Source organism: Thalassolituus sp., from assembly GCF_034111725.1.
Classification (GTDB): domain Bacteria; phylum Pseudomonadota; class Gammaproteobacteria; order Pseudomonadales; family Oceanobacteraceae; genus Thalassolituus.
In genome coordinates, this window is the sequence record NZ_JAWUWR010000047.1 from 35,090 (window position 1) to 51,168 (window position 16,079).

Genomic DNA, 16,079 nt, shown 5'->3' on the forward strand with positions numbered 1-16,079 from the left:
TTGTTCTTGCACCATCAGGTTTAGCTAACGTGACATCAAGACTCGAACTGCGGGGCATCCGCAAACAATATCCCGGCTGCATTGCCAATGATGATATTCACCTTGCTGTAGCGGCGGGCGAATGCCATGCCCTGCTCGGTGAAAACGGGGCCGGTAAAAGCACCCTAATGAAAATCATCTACGGCATCGTAGCGGCCGATGCCGGCACTCTGCTGTGGGAAGGTACGCCAACTCAGATACGCAACCCTGCACATGCACGCGAATTGGGCATAGGTATGGTGTTTCAGCACTTTTCTTTATTCGAAACCTTAACGGTGGCAGAGAATATCGCTCTTAGCCTCCCTAAAGACCAAACCCGTAATCGCCGCGCACTCAGTGATCGTATTCGCCAAGTATCGGAACACTACGGCATGGCACTTGATCCTGATCGTTACGTGCACTCACTATCGGTAGGAGCACGTCAACGTGTCGAAATCGTACGGTGCTTACTACAAGACATTCGCTTATTGATTTTAGATGAGCCGACATCCGTCCTTACGCCGCAAGAGGTGGAACAGCTATTCATCACCCTCAATCGCTTAAAAGCAGAAGGCTGCGCCATTTTATTCATCTCACACAAGTTAGATGAAGTGCGTGCGTTATGTGACCAAGCGACTGTGCTACGCAATGGCAAGGTTACCGGTCATTGCCAACCTAAGTCCTGCGACAGCATGACCTTAGCGCGTTTAATGGTGGGTGATGAAACCCCACTAGAGCAAGGTTTTAGCAAACGGGTGGGCGGCGAAGCGGTGCTAATAGTGAAGCCGTTATCACTAACCCCGGTCGATCCGTTCGGTATGTCGTTAAAAGACGTGTCGTTCAATGTGAAAAAAGGCGAGATATTAGGCATTGCTGGGGTTGCAGGTAACGGCCAAGAAGAATTGATGGCGGTGCTCAGCGGTGAAGATATGCGCGACGCCGGCGAGGTTATCCTCAACGGCGATGTGATTGGCAAGTTGTCTGCCAGCCAACGCCGCGAGTTGGGTTTTGCCTTTGTGCCAGAAGAACGTTTAGGACGTGGTGCCGTACCCAATATGAGCCTTACCGACAATGCGCTGCTCAGCAGCAGTCACTGCGGCTTGCTTAACAACGGCTGGATACGTCAGCACGAGGTGAACGATTTCGCCGAAGCGGTCATTAACGATTTCAACGTTAAATGCGCTGGCACTCACGCTCAAGCAAAAAGCTTATCGGGTGGTAACTTACAAAAATTTATTATTGGCCGAGAAATTCGTCAACAGCCGAAATTACTCGTGTGCTCTCACCCAACTTGGGGCGTGGATATTGGTGCCGCCATTTTAATTCGCAAAGCCCTAATTGAATTGCGGGATCAAGGCGCAGCAATTTTAGTTATTTCGGAAGATATCGACGAACTGTATGAAATTTGCGATCGCCTCGGTGCACTCTGCGACGGACGGCTAAGCCCAATAAAACCCACTCATGATGTAAGCATCGGTCAGTTAGGGCAATGGATGGCGGGCGAATTTAGCGACCAACAGGAGCAATGCGCATGATTCAGTTGCAAGCGCGTCAAAATGACTCCGCACTCATGGGATATGTATCGCCACTGATTGCCATCGCCCTGACCTTGCTCGCCGGTGGATTATTGTTCGGCCTGCTCGGACACAACCCAATCACCGCTCTATATACCTTCTTTTTAGCACCGATAAGTGACATCTATGGCCTTACCGAGCTGGGGATCAAAGTCGCTCCCCTGCTACTCTGCGCCACCGGCTTAACTCTGTGTTATCGCGCAAAGATTTGGAATATCGGCGCCGAAGGGCAATTTATTATGGGCGCCCTTGGCGGTAGTGCTGCGGCACTGCAATTTGGCGAAGACAGCTCGCGCTGGGCCTTAATCTGGGTGCTCCTGTGCGGCAGCGCGTCAGGACTATTGTGGGCTGGTTTAGCGGCTTGGTTAAAAACTCGGTTTAACGCCAACGAAATTTTAACCACCATTATGCTCAACTACATTGCTCTTAATGCCTTATTGTATGCCGTGCATGGGCCATTAAAAGATCCTGAAGGCTTTAACTTTCCCGAGTCGGCAACTTTTGCTGATGCGGTTATATTGCCGTTATTTGCTGACGATTATCGGTTAAATATTTCATTAATCTTTAGCTTTATCGCCATTATTGCTCTTGGTTTTGTTTTAGCACGTAGTTGGATTGGCTATCAAATTACGGTGCTGGGCGAAGATGCCAAGGCGGCACGCTACGCAGGTTTTGGCGAGAAAAAATTAACGTGGTTTGTCTTATTAGCTTGCGGTGCATTAGCCGGCCTTGCTGGCGTTTCGGAAGTTACCGGCCCAATCGGCCAGCTCATCCCACAAGTATCACCGGGCTACGGTTATGCAGCGATCATTGTCGTCTTTCTTGGACGCATGCAACCCGTTGGTATTTTCCTCGCCAGTATTTTACTCGCGCTTACCTTTATGGGTGGCGAAATGATTCAAATAGAAATGAGCTTACCTAAGTCGTTAACCGGTTTATTCCAAGGCATGCTGCTCTTTTTCATGCTAGCCGCCGACCTGCTAATTCGTTATCGCATTGTATTTACGCCGCGTACTCGTGCGACGGGAGACCTGTAATGGACATTGATTTAATCACTAATATTTTATACGCCACTCTGCGAACAGGAACGCCCCTCATCCTTATTGCCTTAGGCGAAATGGTGTGCGAAAAATCCGGCGTATTAAACCTTGGCCAAGAAGGCATGTTATTGGTTGGTGCCGTGGTTGGTTTTATCGCCGCTTACGTTACTGGCTCCTATGGCTTAGGAGTCGCACTCGCCATGATCGGCGGCAGTGCCATGGCGCTGCTATTCGGCTGGTTGTCGATAACCCTTGCGACCAACCAAATTGCCACAGGTTTGGCACTCACGATTTTCGGTGGTGGTTTAAGTGCCTTTATTGGTGCTTCTTACGTCGGAATTGGCTTAGAAGGCATTCAGTCGATTTATATTCCCGTACTAAGCGATATCCCAGTAATCGGCCGCGTGCTATTTCAGCATGACCCTCTAGTGTATTTATCGTTTGTCTTATTTTTAGCGATTTATTGGGTATTTCGCTCGACTCGCTTGGGTTTGAGTATTCGCGCGGTTGGTGAAAATCCAGAAGCCGCCAATGCCATCGGCATTCCAGTTCAAGCCATTCGCTATGGTGCCGTGCTGTTCGGTGGCGCGATGACAGGCATGGCGGGTGCTTATTTATCCTTGGTATACACGCCTATGTGGACCGAAGGTATGTCCGCAGGACGCGGCTGGATTGCATTAGCCCTAGTGGTATTTGCCAGCTGGAAAGCCGAACGCATCATGCTCGGTGCATGGTTATTTGGCTTTGCCAGTATTTTGCACTTGGTACTGCAAGGCACTCGCTTCGAAGTACACCCCAATGTCATGGCCATGCTGCCGTATGTCGCCACTATTTTAGTCTTGGTTTGGTTATCCTCGGATGCAGCTAAAACCAAGATGAGTGCGCCGCGCTCCATCGGCCAACCCTTTAAACCTATGGTCTAGTTATCGCCACTGTTAAATAACCGAGTGTCTATGTTTAAACACGTATTTTGCTTGCTGCTAGTCGCTGCAAGCCTAGCCTCAAATAGCCATGCCGATAATGCTAAGAGGGCCATTATTTTCGATACCGATATGGCCATTGATGATTGGTTGTCGCTGTTATATCTAGAAAAAAATTCTAGCATTGATATTCGCGCTATTACTGTATCAAACAGTGGCGAAAGTCACTGCCAAGCAGGGCTAGATAATGCAACGAATTTACTCAAGCTGGTGAGTGACCGCTCTGTCCCTATTGCTTGTGGTGATGATTATCCACTCGATGGCTATTTTGTATTTCCACAACCGTGGCGCGTTGATTCCGATACCTTATCGGGTATCGACATGAGTCATTGGCTGCAGCACCCCAGTGCTAATGTTCAGGCAAGCCTGCATGCTGCCGAATTAATTCATCAAACCATTATTAATAGCGATCAGCCGTTAACCATTGTCGCTGTAGGGCCATTAACGAACATTGCGCAATGGCTACAACGTTATCCCGACGATCAAAGCAAAGTGGCTGAACTGATCATGATGGGCGGTAGCTATCAGCAAGGGGGCAATATTATTGTGCCTAAATTTACCGCGGGACATCCAAATACGGTTTCAGAGTGGAATTACTTTATAGATCCTCTGGCGACTCAAATCGTGCTCACCAGCGCTATTCATAAAACCATGGTGGGCTTAGATGTCACCAATAAAGTACGCGTCACCCATGGTTTTGCCGATGCCTTAAAACTAATGGTCAGTGATCCAGCGGGGCAATTTGTTGATCGCGTTATGGACAATAATCGCTGGTTTATTGATACCGGAGAATATTACTTCTGGGATGTTATGGCCGCCATTGTTAGCGCTAATCCAACGCTCTGCGAAGGACCCGATGTCGCGTTAACCGCCGTCGTTGAAATGGCTGGTGACACCCCGTATTTCGGCACCTCAGATCTAACCATGCCAGCGACCGCAGCCAGTGGAAAAGCACGCCAGCATTTAAATGCTGCCAACGCCGGACAGGTCGTTGCCGCAAGCTCAGGCCCAACCACAAAAGTATGTATGAATACTCGCCCTGCCGATGTGTTTACCGAATTTCAAACCATCATTAGCCAACCTTAATTCAGGACTTGCTATGAAACGTATCGCTTCCTCACTCAAAAAGATTACAGCAAGCGCAGTGCTTATCTGCTCTACCGCTATGTATGCCTCATCGTCTTACGCCGATATGGACTGGTTTGAAAAATTCAAAAATACAGCATCCGATAAAGACCTCTACACCTTTCTCTATGCCATGCCGAAAGGCGGCGACTTACACAATCATATTTCTGGCGCTGCTCGTTCCGAGTGGTGGTACGACCTAGCCCTAGATCAAAGCAAAAATGGTTATCGCTATTTTACCAAGACCACCATCAACAACTGTGTGCCCTATGGCAGCAATGAATTTGCTGGTAGCCCTTATTTGTTGCTATTTAAAACCGTGACAGAGCGCACCTACACGGCAATGTCAAAATGTGAACAAAGCGAATACAAACGTCTTGAAGATCTAAATAGCGAAGAGAAAGCGGCATTTTTAAACGCCATCCGTTTAAACGGCAAAGGAGAAGGTCGTGACGAATTCTTCCAAACTCACTGGCAGCGCCTTTATGAGTTGACCGACAACCCGTACCTGATGTTAGAGATTTTAGTAAAAAACATGCAAGCCTTTGGTGCTGAAGGCTTAATTTATATGGAGCCGATGATGGGTAGCTTAGGCTACCAACTCGCTGACGGTACCGAAGTCAGCGACGAAGACTTTGTTGCTATGATTAAAGCGCGGCTGAAACAACCGGATGCAAAAGCCACTGGGGTTACCGTACGCTTGCAAGAATCCATTTTGCGCTTTGTACCCAGTGCCGAACAGCAGTTGATCCGTGACTACACGTTTGTTTCTGCGCACTCCGATTTGTATCTAGCGGTTAATATGGTTGGCCGTGAAGATAACGACAAAGGTCACCCGATGCGCTTTTTGCAAACACTGCGAGAACTGCGCCGTAAATACACCAATGTGAAGTTATCTATTCATGCCGGTGAAGTCGACGAACCAAACTCACATGTTCGCGATACGCTTCTTTTAGGTGCAGATCGCATTGGTCACGGCATTAACCTCATTACCGACGACGAATTGATGCGGGAAATGCGTCATGGACCCTATATGGTAGAGATCAATCTTATCTCTAACTTACTATTAGAGTACGTCGACGAATATTCTCAACACCCATTTCCAGAATACTTGCGCATTGGCATTCCTGTAGCACTGTCAACCGATGACCGTGGAATGTGGGATTCGAATATGACCGACGAATTCTTTGTTGCAGTGAAAGAATTTAATTTGGGCTGGGAAGAAATCAAAACATTGTCGCTCAACTCGCTAAAATACAGCTTTGTCGACGACAAAACGAAGGCGTCACTCATCAAAACCTACGAAGAACGCATCAAGCATTTCGAAGATACAGCTGCGTCGGGAAAGCTAAAGAAGGCGAATGTCACTCCTGTGTCATACCAATTCTTATGCAATTACTACAGCGTTTGTTTACTCCACGAATAGTCATTCTAAGTATGCCTATTTTTGAGCCTTATTTTTTTCAAGGCTCAAAAATAGTGCAAAGTTAAGTCAAATTTCACGCCCCTATTTTCACTCTGCATAACACTTCTCAACCGTTTTTATTGGCTCCCATGATTTTCTGATAAAAACCTGACCAAATAGCCGATTTGTATAAAAAAAATCGGACTTTTAGCTGAGATTCTGGCTATTTCCATCCGGATTCAAAAATATGACCAATTGGACAGGGTTTTGGCATATGCATTGCTCAAGTCAGATTAAGTTCAATTTTAAAATCCACTTTTTGAATAACTTTTTGCAATATATCCTTTTTGGAGGGAGCAAGAATGACTGACGAAAAATCCTTTCGCCTCAATAAATTAGCCCTTGTCATTGGACTCGCGTTCGCAGCACCAGCCTTGGTGTCGGCAGCCGAAGAAGATGTTGTAGAGCTAGAAACTTACACTGCTGAAAGCACCATTGAAGACACAATGGGTATAATGCCAACTGAGCCGGTAAAGTCTGTTTTTGGTTTTAACAAAAATATTTTAGAAACACCACGCGGTGTTACTTCCGTTAGCGCCAGCATGCTGGACAGTTACGCGATTACCGATATCGACGACTTAGTATTAATCTCTCCAGGCGCTTTCACCCAGTCGTTCTTTGGTGTTGCCGGTTCTCTTGACGTGCGCGGCACACCGGGCGAGGTATATTTTCGTGGCGTTCGCCGTGTGAACAACCCTGGTAACTACCCTACCCCAATTGGTGCATCTGATCGTATTGATATCGTCCGTGGACCAGCATCGCCTATTTATGGTCCATCAAAAATTGGGGGCTATCTAAACTTCGAACCTAAATCGGCACGCGCAGAAACTGGACAATACCTAGAACAGCCGATCGGTGAGATTGGTATTACCAAAGGGACCTGGGACAAAAATGTACTGACGGCAGAAGTGGGCGGCCCTGCAGAAATTTCAGGCAAGAAACTGGGCTATTACGTTTACGCAGAAAGCGAAAACTCAGGTAGCTACTACGATAATTCATCAACCGATCAAAGTATTTATCAAGCCTCCTTCAATATGGATTTAACCGATAAAACACGGGTTGAATTTGGCGGTATGTATCAGGATTTCGACGGCAATCAAGTTGCTGGTTGGAACCGTCTTACACAAGACTTAATTGATAATGGCACATACATAACGGGAACTGCACAAAGCGTCGATACTAATGGCGACGGACTTAATTCACCGGATGAATTTGATGCATGGTCAGGCACAGCAGCCAACAATTTCTTTGTTCCGGGTTCCGCGGCTACCGATGCCGATTTGGATCCAGCGTGGGCATTAGAAAATGTCGGAACAGCTAAACTCGACGGCAATCAAACACTGGTATCACCAGACGACGTCTTACGCACCAAAGTGAGTACGTTGTACTTTGATACCATTCATGACTTCAGCGACACTTCGAGTGTTACTAATAAACTATTTTACGAAAAACTCGAAAACATCAACGAAAATGCGTATGGCTTCTCTCAATTCGTCGATTCGTATGCAATAGAAGATCAGGTCATCTTTGCATTTTCAATGGACCACGGCGACTCGATCAAAGCTAACTATCAAATATCGCCATCAGTGCGCTATACCAGCTTTATTCAAGGCGACGACTACGACTATGAATACTTCGACCGCCGCGATCTAACAGGACCATCCACTGCATTAGACGCTAAGCAATTAGCGACGAGAACAGACAGCGACTATGCCGGTTATAAAGAAGGTGAATACACGGATATTGGCTTAGCTTTCTTGGCAGACTACACCTTTGCTGAACGATTAACCCTGTTGTTAGGTGCTCGGTATGATTACTTCGATATGAAGAGCAAAGATATCGCTGAAAAACTGCACGACGGTAGTGGCGCCATAAGCGCAGATGACACCGATAGCGCAACATCATGGACAGCAAGCTTATCCTACACACTCCCTATCGGTGTAACGCCGTACATCACTGCATCGAAACAAGCCACGATGGTCATTGGTCAGGGTTCAGAGATATCCCCAGATTTAATCGAATCGGGTGATGCCATTGCTGACTCAACCCTGAAAGAAGTAGGTATTAAAGCAAGTTTATTCGATGATCGTTTATACCTTTCTAGTGCCTACTTTACCCAAGAACGTACTAACTATTCAGCGCAAGACCAAGTGAGTAACAACACCACTAAAAGCGAAGGTTTTGAAGGCGAATTCCGCTTCCTAGCGACAGAGAAACTAACTTTAACCGGTGCATTTACTCACTTGGAAGTATTTAACTTAACCGCTGAAGAAAATGGTACACAGTTTGGATTCCTAGGTGCTGAAGATACAACCGGTGTGAGTGATCCTTCACTCTACTACGGCTATGTTCTGAAAGGTTTGAATCTTGTTGGTAACGAAGAAGAATCGAAAAAAGCCGGTATTCCAGAAAATATGTATAGCTTAACTGCAATGTATGCCATTACAGATAAGTTCAACATTACTGGTAGCGCAGTCCATGCAGACTCAACTTACTCTGGTTTCTCGAAGTCTGTTGAATTGCCTTCTTACACGGTATTCAACGCGGGTGTTAAGTACACCGTGGCAGATTGGAACTTCGGTTTACAAGGTAAAAACTTAACCGACGAGCGCTACTTCCGCGCTAACTTCCCAGACTTATTCGGTGCAACCATCGTACTACCCGAATTGCCACGTCACTTTATTGCAAGTGCTTCAGTTAAATTCTGAACCTGGCTAGTCACACTTTTCACTAACGGGGGAGGTCTCTGACCTCCCGATAAATACCGGGGCTTACTATGGTATTGCGTCAATCTCTGACATTAACACTGCTCGCATCTGCATTAATTGCAGCTCCGGTCAGTGCGGTAGAAAACAGCCTAGCTGGGCAAGAAAAAATTGATAAAAGTGCTGCTGCCAGCCAAAAAAACATCAACAACTTAGTTGATCAAACCACGTCTGATTTCGAAAAGTATAGAGTCGCAGCGCAACGCTTAGAAAGCTTAACCATTTTCAATAAACAAATGGCTAAGTTAGTTGAATCTCAAAAAAGCGAAATTGTAAGTATTAATCAACAGATTAATGACATCGATAGCATTGAAACTGGTGCTTTGCCGTTGATGCTAAAGATGACCACAACGCTAGGAGATATTATCGCAGCAGATGTTCCATTTTTATTGAATGATCGAAAAGAACGTTTTGAAAACCTAACCATACTGATTGATCAAGCTAACGTAAGTGCTGGAGAAAAATATCGCCGCATTATGGAAGCCTATCAGATTGAAATGGAGTTTGGTCGCACCATCGAGGCCTATCGTGACGTACTCGTAGCAAACGATACGAGCGAACCAAGAACCGTCGATTTCTTACGCATTGGTCGTGTCGGCTTATATTACCAAACACTGGATGGCTCCGAGAGCGGCCGCTGGGATTCGGAACGTAACGCTTGGGAAATGTTAAATTCCAGCCATCGCAATAGCATCCGTGATGGACTGCGTATAGCCCGCAAACAAATGCCACCAGAACTGCTGACCCTTCCGGTCAACGCGCCTGCACTTTAAGGAGTGTTGTTACCATGAATTTATTACCAAAATCGTCCCGCTTATCTTCAGCAATAACTGGTTTAACGCTATCGCTAGCACTGTCGTTTAGCGCCGTTAGTCAAGCTGACACCTTGCAAGAGCTATATCAACAAATCTCTAAAGACATTAGTTCTGAAGCATCACACAACAGCGAACGTGAGCAGCGCTTCCGTGCCGCCGCCGGCGAGCAAAAGAAAATGCTATCGGATGTCAATGCTCAGTTAGCAGAACAAGAAAAGCTGCGCGCACAATTGAAAACTGAATTCGATAATAACGAAGTATCTTTATCCGAATTAAGTACACAACTTGATCGTCGCACCGGAAATCTCGGGGAGTTATTTGGGGTATTCCGCCAAATCGCCGGAGATACTCAGCAAGTGATGTTTGACTCGGTTATTACCGTTGAATTCCCTGATCGTACAGCACAGATCGGTACTTTAGCTAAAGCCAAAGAAGTACCTACCATTGCTGAAATGCAGCAATTATGGGGACTAATGCTGCAAGAAATTTCGGAGTCCGCTGCCGTCAGTCGCTTCGATGCAAAAGTTGTTAAGCCAAGCGGTGAAACCTATGATGCAGCCGTAACTCGTGTCGGCACATTTAATATAGTCACCGATAATAAATACCTAAGTTACGCTTCTGATAGCCAGCAACTGGTGGAGTTATCGCGTCAACCAGCAGGCTATATTCGAGATACTGCCGCCGATATCACCAGTACCGCTGGTGAGGTTAATTTCGCTATTGATCCTTCGCGTGGCGCGTTGCTTGGGTTACTTGTGCAGTCGCCAAGTCTTTTAGAACGTGTGCAACAAGGTAAAGAAGTTGGTTACGCCATTATTGCCGTCGGTATCGTCGGTATGTTGATCGTACTGATGCGCTTCTTGAGTTTATCGGCCGTATCTCGACGCATGAAGCGCCAATTAAAAGATATGGATCATCCATCCGATGACAATCCATTGGGCCGCATGATGATTGCTTTCTACGAAAATAAACATCTTAACGACCTAGATGTTATTTCGAAGAAACTTGATGAAGTTGTGTTTAAAGACATCACCGATATGCGTAAAGGCTTATCAACGATCAAAGTGATGGCGGCAATTGCACCGTTAATGGGCTTATTAGGTACAGTGACCGGCATGATTGGTACTTTCCAAGCAATTACCTTATTCGGTACTGGTGATCCTAAGTTAATGGCTGGCGGTATTTCTCAGGCCTTAATTACAACAGTCGAAGGGCTATGCGCGGCAATCCCGTTATTACTGGCTAGCAACTTACTCACCAGTAAGAACCAACAGCTTAGCAAGGTCATTGGCGAGCAAGCGTCTGGCATGGTGGCACAAAAAGCCGCTGAAATTGCTAGCCAAAAGTCGTAAGTAGAGGCACATCAAAATGGATATGCAAACCTATCTTTTGGATTTTTTAAATACTGGAGGAGAAGTACTATGGGCAATTTTAGCCACGACATTTTTACTCTGGTATTTAATATTCGAACGTTACTGGTTCTTCCTACGCGAGTATCCAACACAGCGTCGATTAAGTGCTCAAGCATGGGAAGCAAATAGCGATAAAACCTCTTGGTTTTCGTTGCAAATTCGCAATCAACTTGTGTCCGAGATCGACTGTTTAATGCTGCGTAATTTAAAACTCATTACAGGCTTAATTGCTCTACTCCCTATGTTGGGGTTGCTCGGCACGGTCACTGGGATGATCCAGGTATTTGAAGTCATGGCATATATGGGATCAGGAAATCCACGCGCCATGGCCAATGGTGTCAGTGCCGCAACGATCCCAACCATGGCAGGGATGGTAATTTCGTTATTAGCAATTCCGTTTGCTACTGAGCTTAATCGTCGTTACAGCAGAGAGCTGCGCAATACCCAGCAAAGCATGCCGACACATTAATGATGCGCCGCATCAGTGAGGAAATTGTATGAATAACAATTTGTTTTTAATGAACGAAGACGAAGAAAACCAAATCGACTTAACGCCGATGCTAGATGTGGTTTTCATTATGCTGATCTTCTTTATCGTAACCTCAACTTTTGTAAAAGAATCAGGAGTCGATGTTACACGACCGAATGCAGAAACATCCGTCGTATCAGAATCCAATAGTATTCAGATAGGAATTACTGCAGCCAACCAAGTATTTATCGACAAACGTGAAGTGGATAAGCGTGCAGTACGGGCCAACGTTGAAAAGTCTCTGGCTGAAAACCCAGGTGCTGCCGTTATTATCGTTGCCGATCGCGATTCAAACACCAGTGCTCTTATTGAAGTGATGGACCAAGCGCGATTAGCTGGAGCAACCTCGGTGTCAGTGGCGTCGGAGAATAAGTAATGGTGTTAAAACACGTCGTTAGTATCGGCGCCGCCATCGTGTTTGGTTTGCTGATTTTTGCAGCCATGCAATTGATGGTAGCGACCGATGGTATGTTTGAGAAGCCCGACCGCAACCAAACCTACCTTAACTTTGTTCGTGTCGATACTTCGTCGCAAGACGTTGCCACCAAGGATAGGCGTCTACCCGATCCGCCACCCCCACCAGAAACACCGCCGCCAGCGACACCGGATAATTCGCTATCGAACTCGTTCGACAGCGCTGCGGCTAGTCTGAGTATGAATATGCCCAATATTGGCATGGGAATTAATCAAGGCGAAGGGCCGGCATTGGGAACTATGCAAGTAGGTAACGGCATGGCTGGGTTTGATACCGATGTGATACCCATGGTGCGCGTACCGCCCGCTTACCCACAACGAGCTAAGCAAGCCAAGCTAGAAGGTTATGTCACTATGACCGTTACCATTCGTCCCGATGGCACGGTTGCTGATGTGGAAGTGACGGAATCTAAACCTCCACGCTTATTTGACAGCGCTGCTGTGCAAGCCATGCAACGATGGAAATTCCGACCCAAAATTGTCAATGGCCAGCCGCAATCTCAACGCGCTCAGCAAACGATTGAATTTACTTTAAACCAATAATTAGAGGGCGATGGTCTCGGTGCCGTCGTCATCATTGATTAGGATTGTATGATGGATATACAAGATCAAATGAACAGCAGAATCGTTCGGCATGGTCGATTTTGGAGTGCCTGTCTAATCGCGGTGTATCTTATATTTTCCGTTGGGCAAGTTCATGCTGCCGCCGATTCAGTAAGCTCTGGAACCTATAAGAAACTGACTGCAATTCAAGAACAAATTGCGGCAAACCAACTTAATGAAGCAACAAAGGCACTCGCAGAACTCTATGCAGAGGTTGAAGCCGATTCAATTGATGCAGCGTTAGTCCTGCAAATGCAGGGCTACACCGAAATGGGTAAAAATGATTATCCCAAAGCCATCGCGTATTTGCGTAAGAGCTTGGATCTTAATCGACTACCAGAAAGCATAAAATACAGCGTTGGCTACATGGTTGCACAATTATATGCCGCTCAAGGCCAATTCAATGAGGCACTGACATTTGCTAAAGAATGGTTTAGCACACTGGAGAATCCTACTCCGGATCAATCCATATTTATGGCGAATATTTTTGCTCAAACTAAGAACTATCTAGATGCAATCCCCTACGCCAGCGCTGCTATAAATAAGAGTGAAAGTCCTAAGGAGAGTTGGTTTCAATTGCTGATTGCTTGTTATTTTGAGGTTAAGAACTACAAAGGTGCTGAATCAACATTAAAACAAGCAATATCGCTTTGGCCGGAAAAACCTTCTTATTGGGAGCAGCTAGCCAGCGTTTATATTACCCGCGGAGATGAGCTAAAAGGCCTAGCAACACTGCAATTGGCGTGGAAAAGTGGCGTTTTAGATAAAGAAAGCTCTATTCGTTCCATGATCCAACTAGCAATTACAGAGGGGATTCCCGAGCACGGCGCCCGTCTCTTAGCCGCAGCTATCGATAAAGAAGCCCTGCCAAAAAACGAAAAGTATTTAGATCTATTAGCGAATGCATGGGTTGCAGCAAAAGAATCGTCGCAAGCGATTACAGCCTTTGAACAGCTTGCAACGGTTACTGGTAGCGGTAATCCCTATGTTCGTATTGCGAACCTATACCTTGAAAAAGCTCAATGGGAAAAGGCCGAAGAAGCCGTTAGATCAGCGCTATCAAAAGATGTCGATAAGCCAGGCAATGTATGGGTATCGCTCGGTATTGCCCTAACCGAACAAACTAAATTTTCTGATGGCATGAAAGCCTTTCGCAATGCCATTGCCTACGATTATGCCGAACGCCGCGCTAAAAGTTGGCTGAAGTATGCCGAAGATTTAAAGCGCCAGCATAACTGGATAAACCAGAATAGTTAATTTCACCTGTTTTTATATTCATAATTAGGAAAGAGCAATGATTAAACCTTTAATGAAAGTACTCACACTCAGTGCGTTAAGCGCCGCTATATTAACGGGCTGCAACAACAGCACCGATACCACATTAAATGGTTCAGCAAACCCCGAAGTAAAACCCATTCCCGTTAAGTTTGTGGTTGTTACTATGTTCGAAATTGGTGAAGACACAGGCGATACTGCGGGTGAGTTCCAGCTATGGAAGGAGCGCCAGCACCTCGATACCAAGTTCGAATTTGCTAATTCTTATCACGACCTCTACATGAATGAAGAAACCGGCGTGCTGGGCATGGTAACTGGCATAGGCACCTCGCATTCGGCAGGTGCAGCTATGGCTTTAGGTATGGACCCTCGCTTCGACCTATCGCATGCCTATTGGTTAATCGCCGGTATTGCTGGTATTGATCCAGAAGATGCATCTATTGGTTCTGCCGCTTGGGCTGAATACTTAGTTGATGGCGATTTAGCGCACGAAATTGATCCGCGCGAAATGCCAGCGGATTGGGAAACGGGATATTTTGCTCGTTACACTAAGAAGCCATACGATCCGAATAAACCAGCGCCAACAGGCGAAATGTTACAGTTGAATCCAGAGCTAACGAATTGGGCGTTCGATCTAACCAAAGATATGGTACTTCCTGATTTCGAGAGCTTAGATGAAACTCGTAAACTTTATGTTAATCACCCCAACGCACAGCGCAAACCGTTTGTATTAAAAGGCGACCAACTTGCAGCGATGACATTCTGGCATGGCGAAATAATGAATGAATGGGCCAACAAGTGGACTGATTATTGGACCGAAGGTAAAGGTGAATTTGTTACCTCAGCAATGGAAGATACAGGCACATTTATGTCTTTATCTTTCCTCGATAATATCGGCAAGGTCGATAAAGACCGTGTCATGGTATTGCGCACGGGCAGTAACTACACTATGCCACCTCCTGGTGTTACCGCGGCAGAAAATCTACTGGCAGAGAACGAGGGCTATGCCGGTTTAGAAGCGTCACTTGAGTCTGCCTATGTCGTTGGCACAAAAGTAATGGATACTATTCTCACCAATTGGGATGTATATAAAGATAAAATCCCAACATCCGCGGATATAAAGTAATACATACAGCCTCTAGCGCTAAGCTAGGGGCTGAAACACCCTCCAATGTGACCCAACTGGAATCATTCATGTCGTCTTACCTCCATATAACAAGGGGCTTCTAGTATTGACCATCAAAGATTAGCGAATCCCTACTAAAGCAGAATAGTACGAACAACCCTTACTATTCTGCGTACCAAAAGTTTATACTGCGGCAGAGCAATAAGGTAAATACTGCATGACCAACAGAAAATATAAACCGGGTAAAATACGTGAACGCAATAGCGAAAATATTCTTGCCGCTGCTGAACAAGAATTTGTTTTGCACGGCTTCAAAGGCACAAGCATGCAAGCCGTCGCCGATCGAGCTGGTGTAGCGAAGGCAAACATTCACTATTATTTTAAAAATAAAGATAATCTTTATCTGGCTTTACTCGAAAACATTATTGCTAACTGGAACGAAGTATTAGCGGATATGTCTGAAGAAAGTGACCCTGCCGATGTACTAAGTCGCTTTATTCGTACCAAAATTCGACTATCTTATACCCATCCCAACGCCTCTAAAATTTTTGCGATGGAAATTATACAAGGTGCACCTTACTTAAAAAGTCATATAAGCCAGGCGATGCGTCAATGGGTTAAAGATAAATCGACTATCATTCAAAGTTGGATCGATCAGGGAAAAATACGTGCGATAGACCCAACTCACTTGATATTTTTGATTTGGTCAGCAACTCAGCACTATGCCGACTTTGACACTCAAGTATTAGAAGTGACTAACAAGCGCCAATATGAAGAAGATGATATTGAACACATCGGCGACTTCTTAGAAGATATAATTTTGACCGGTTGCGGCTTAAAGCCACCACCAAAGGTCAATTTACCTTAGCGAATGCCCT

14 protein-coding genes are annotated in these 16,079 nt (G+C 45.8%); all 14 read left to right on the plus strand.

Annotated elements, in window-relative coordinates:
- Nucleotides 1-29: 29 nt before the first annotated feature.
- The 14 genes from UXZ23_RS07230 (at nt 30) to UXZ23_RS07295 (ending at nt 16,069) form a co-directional block, all read left to right on the plus strand.
- Nucleotides 30-1,553, plus strand: coding sequence for an ABC transporter ATP-binding protein (locus tag UXZ23_RS07230; RefSeq protein ID WP_320819945.1), 1,524 nt, complete (start codon nt 30-32; stop codon nt 1,551-1,553).
- Nucleotides 1,550-2,629 (plus strand): ABC transporter permease, encoded by a 1,080-nt coding sequence (locus UXZ23_RS07235; protein WP_320819946.1) that lies wholly within the window; start codon nt 1,550-1,552, stop codon nt 2,627-2,629. The genes UXZ23_RS07230 and UXZ23_RS07235 overlap by 4 nt, the downstream gene beginning before the upstream one ends.
- Nucleotides 2,629-3,555: an ABC transporter permease gene (locus UXZ23_RS07240; protein WP_276680088.1), complete on the plus strand. Its 927-nt coding sequence runs from the start codon at nt 2,629-2,631 to the stop codon at nt 3,553-3,555. The genes UXZ23_RS07235 and UXZ23_RS07240 overlap by 1 nt, the downstream gene beginning before the upstream one ends.
- 30 nt (nt 3,556-3,585) lie before the next feature.
- Nucleotides 3,586-4,698: a nucleoside hydrolase gene (locus UXZ23_RS07245; RefSeq protein ID WP_320819947.1), complete on the plus strand. Its 1,113-nt coding sequence runs from the start codon at nt 3,586-3,588 to the stop codon at nt 4,696-4,698.
- A 13-nt stretch (nt 4,699-4,711) separates the two neighbouring features.
- A complete protein-coding gene (locus UXZ23_RS07250; protein WP_320819948.1) occupies nt 4,712-6,163 on the plus strand; it encodes an adenosine deaminase in 1,452 nt (483 codons plus the stop codon).
- A gap of 341 nt (nt 6,164-6,504) precedes the next feature.
- Nucleotides 6,505-8,910 (plus strand): TonB-dependent siderophore receptor, encoded by a 2,406-nt coding sequence (locus tag UXZ23_RS07255; RefSeq protein WP_320819949.1) that lies wholly within the window; start codon nt 6,505-6,507, stop codon nt 8,908-8,910.
- A 68-nt stretch (nt 8,911-8,978) separates the two neighbouring features.
- A complete protein-coding gene (locus tag UXZ23_RS07260; RefSeq protein WP_320819950.1) occupies nt 8,979-9,740 on the plus strand; it encodes a DUF3450 domain-containing protein in 762 nt (253 codons plus the stop codon).
- 14 nt (nt 9,741-9,754) lie between these two features.
- The gene (locus tag UXZ23_RS07265; RefSeq protein ID WP_320819951.1) at nt 9,755-11,134 is read left to right on the plus strand and encodes a MotA/TolQ/ExbB proton channel family protein; all 1,380 of its coding nucleotides are present in this window, start codon (nt 9,755-9,757) and stop codon (nt 11,132-11,134) included.
- A gap of 16 nt (nt 11,135-11,150) precedes the next feature.
- Nucleotides 11,151-11,663: a MotA/TolQ/ExbB proton channel family protein gene (locus tag UXZ23_RS07270; RefSeq protein WP_320819952.1), complete on the plus strand. Its 513-nt coding sequence runs from the start codon at nt 11,151-11,153 to the stop codon at nt 11,661-11,663.
- Between the two features lie 28 nt (nt 11,664-11,691).
- Nucleotides 11,692-12,099 carry an ExbD/TolR family protein gene (locus UXZ23_RS07275; RefSeq protein ID WP_015488393.1) on the plus strand — a complete coding sequence of 136 codons (408 nt, stop codon included), beginning with the start codon at nt 11,692-11,694 and terminating at the stop codon, nt 12,097-12,099.
- Complete coding sequence (locus tag UXZ23_RS07280) at nt 12,099-12,740, plus strand: energy transducer TonB (protein WP_320819953.1); 642 nt, start codon at nt 12,099-12,101, stop codon at nt 12,738-12,740. Before UXZ23_RS07275 ends, UXZ23_RS07280 begins: the two co-directional genes overlap by 1 nt.
- Before the next feature lie 48 nt (nt 12,741-12,788).
- Complete coding sequence (locus UXZ23_RS07285; protein ID WP_320819954.1) at nt 12,789-14,057, plus strand: hypothetical protein; 1,269 nt, start codon at nt 12,789-12,791, stop codon at nt 14,055-14,057.
- Between the two features lie 37 nt (nt 14,058-14,094).
- Nucleotides 14,095-15,201: a purine nucleoside permease gene (locus UXZ23_RS07290; protein ID WP_320819955.1), complete on the plus strand. Its 1,107-nt coding sequence runs from the start codon at nt 14,095-14,097 to the stop codon at nt 15,199-15,201.
- Nucleotides 15,202-15,418: 217 nt separating this feature from the next.
- A complete protein-coding gene (locus UXZ23_RS07295; RefSeq protein WP_075274362.1) occupies nt 15,419-16,069 on the plus strand; it encodes a TetR/AcrR family transcriptional regulator in 651 nt (216 codons plus the stop codon).
- The last annotated feature ends 10 nt before the right edge of the window (nt 16,070-16,079 follow it).

Excerpts from the sequence above, each read along its gene's own strand:
- UXZ23_RS07275 (WP_015488393.1), top strand. The coding sequence starts at position 11,692 with ATGAATAACAATTTGTTTTTAATGAACGAAGACGAAGAAAACCAAATC.
- UXZ23_RS07280 (WP_320819953.1), top strand. The coding sequence starts at position 12,099 with ATGGTGTTAAAACACGTCGTTAGTATCGGCGCCGCCATCGTGTTTGGT.
- UXZ23_RS07270 (WP_320819952.1), top strand. The coding sequence starts at position 11,151 with ATGGATATGCAAACCTATCTTTTGGATTTTTTAAATACTGGAGGAGAA.
- UXZ23_RS07250 (WP_320819948.1), top strand. The coding sequence starts at position 4,712 with ATGAAACGTATCGCTTCCTCACTCAAAAAGATTACAGCAAGCGCAGTG.
- UXZ23_RS07285 (WP_320819954.1), top strand. The coding sequence starts at position 12,789 with ATGATGGATATACAAGATCAAATGAACAGCAGAATCGTTCGGCATGGT.
- UXZ23_RS07260 (WP_320819950.1), top strand. The coding sequence starts at position 8,979 with ATGGTATTGCGTCAATCTCTGACATTAACACTGCTCGCATCTGCATTA.
- UXZ23_RS07290 (WP_320819955.1), top strand. The coding sequence starts at position 14,095 with ATGATTAAACCTTTAATGAAAGTACTCACACTCAGTGCGTTAAGCGCC.
- UXZ23_RS07240 (WP_276680088.1), top strand. The coding sequence starts at position 2,629 with ATGGACATTGATTTAATCACTAATATTTTATACGCCACTCTGCGAACA.
- UXZ23_RS07245 (WP_320819947.1), top strand. The coding sequence starts at position 3,586 with ATGTTTAAACACGTATTTTGCTTGCTGCTAGTCGCTGCAAGCCTAGCC.
- UXZ23_RS07295 (WP_075274362.1), top strand. The coding sequence starts at position 15,419 with ATGACCAACAGAAAATATAAACCGGGTAAAATACGTGAACGCAATAGC.
- UXZ23_RS07235 (WP_320819946.1), top strand. The coding sequence starts at position 1,550 with ATGATTCAGTTGCAAGCGCGTCAAAATGACTCCGCACTCATGGGATAT.
- UXZ23_RS07265 (WP_320819951.1), top strand. The coding sequence starts at position 9,755 with ATGAATTTATTACCAAAATCGTCCCGCTTATCTTCAGCAATAACTGGT.
- UXZ23_RS07255 (WP_320819949.1), top strand. The coding sequence starts at position 6,505 with ATGACTGACGAAAAATCCTTTCGCCTCAATAAATTAGCCCTTGTCATT.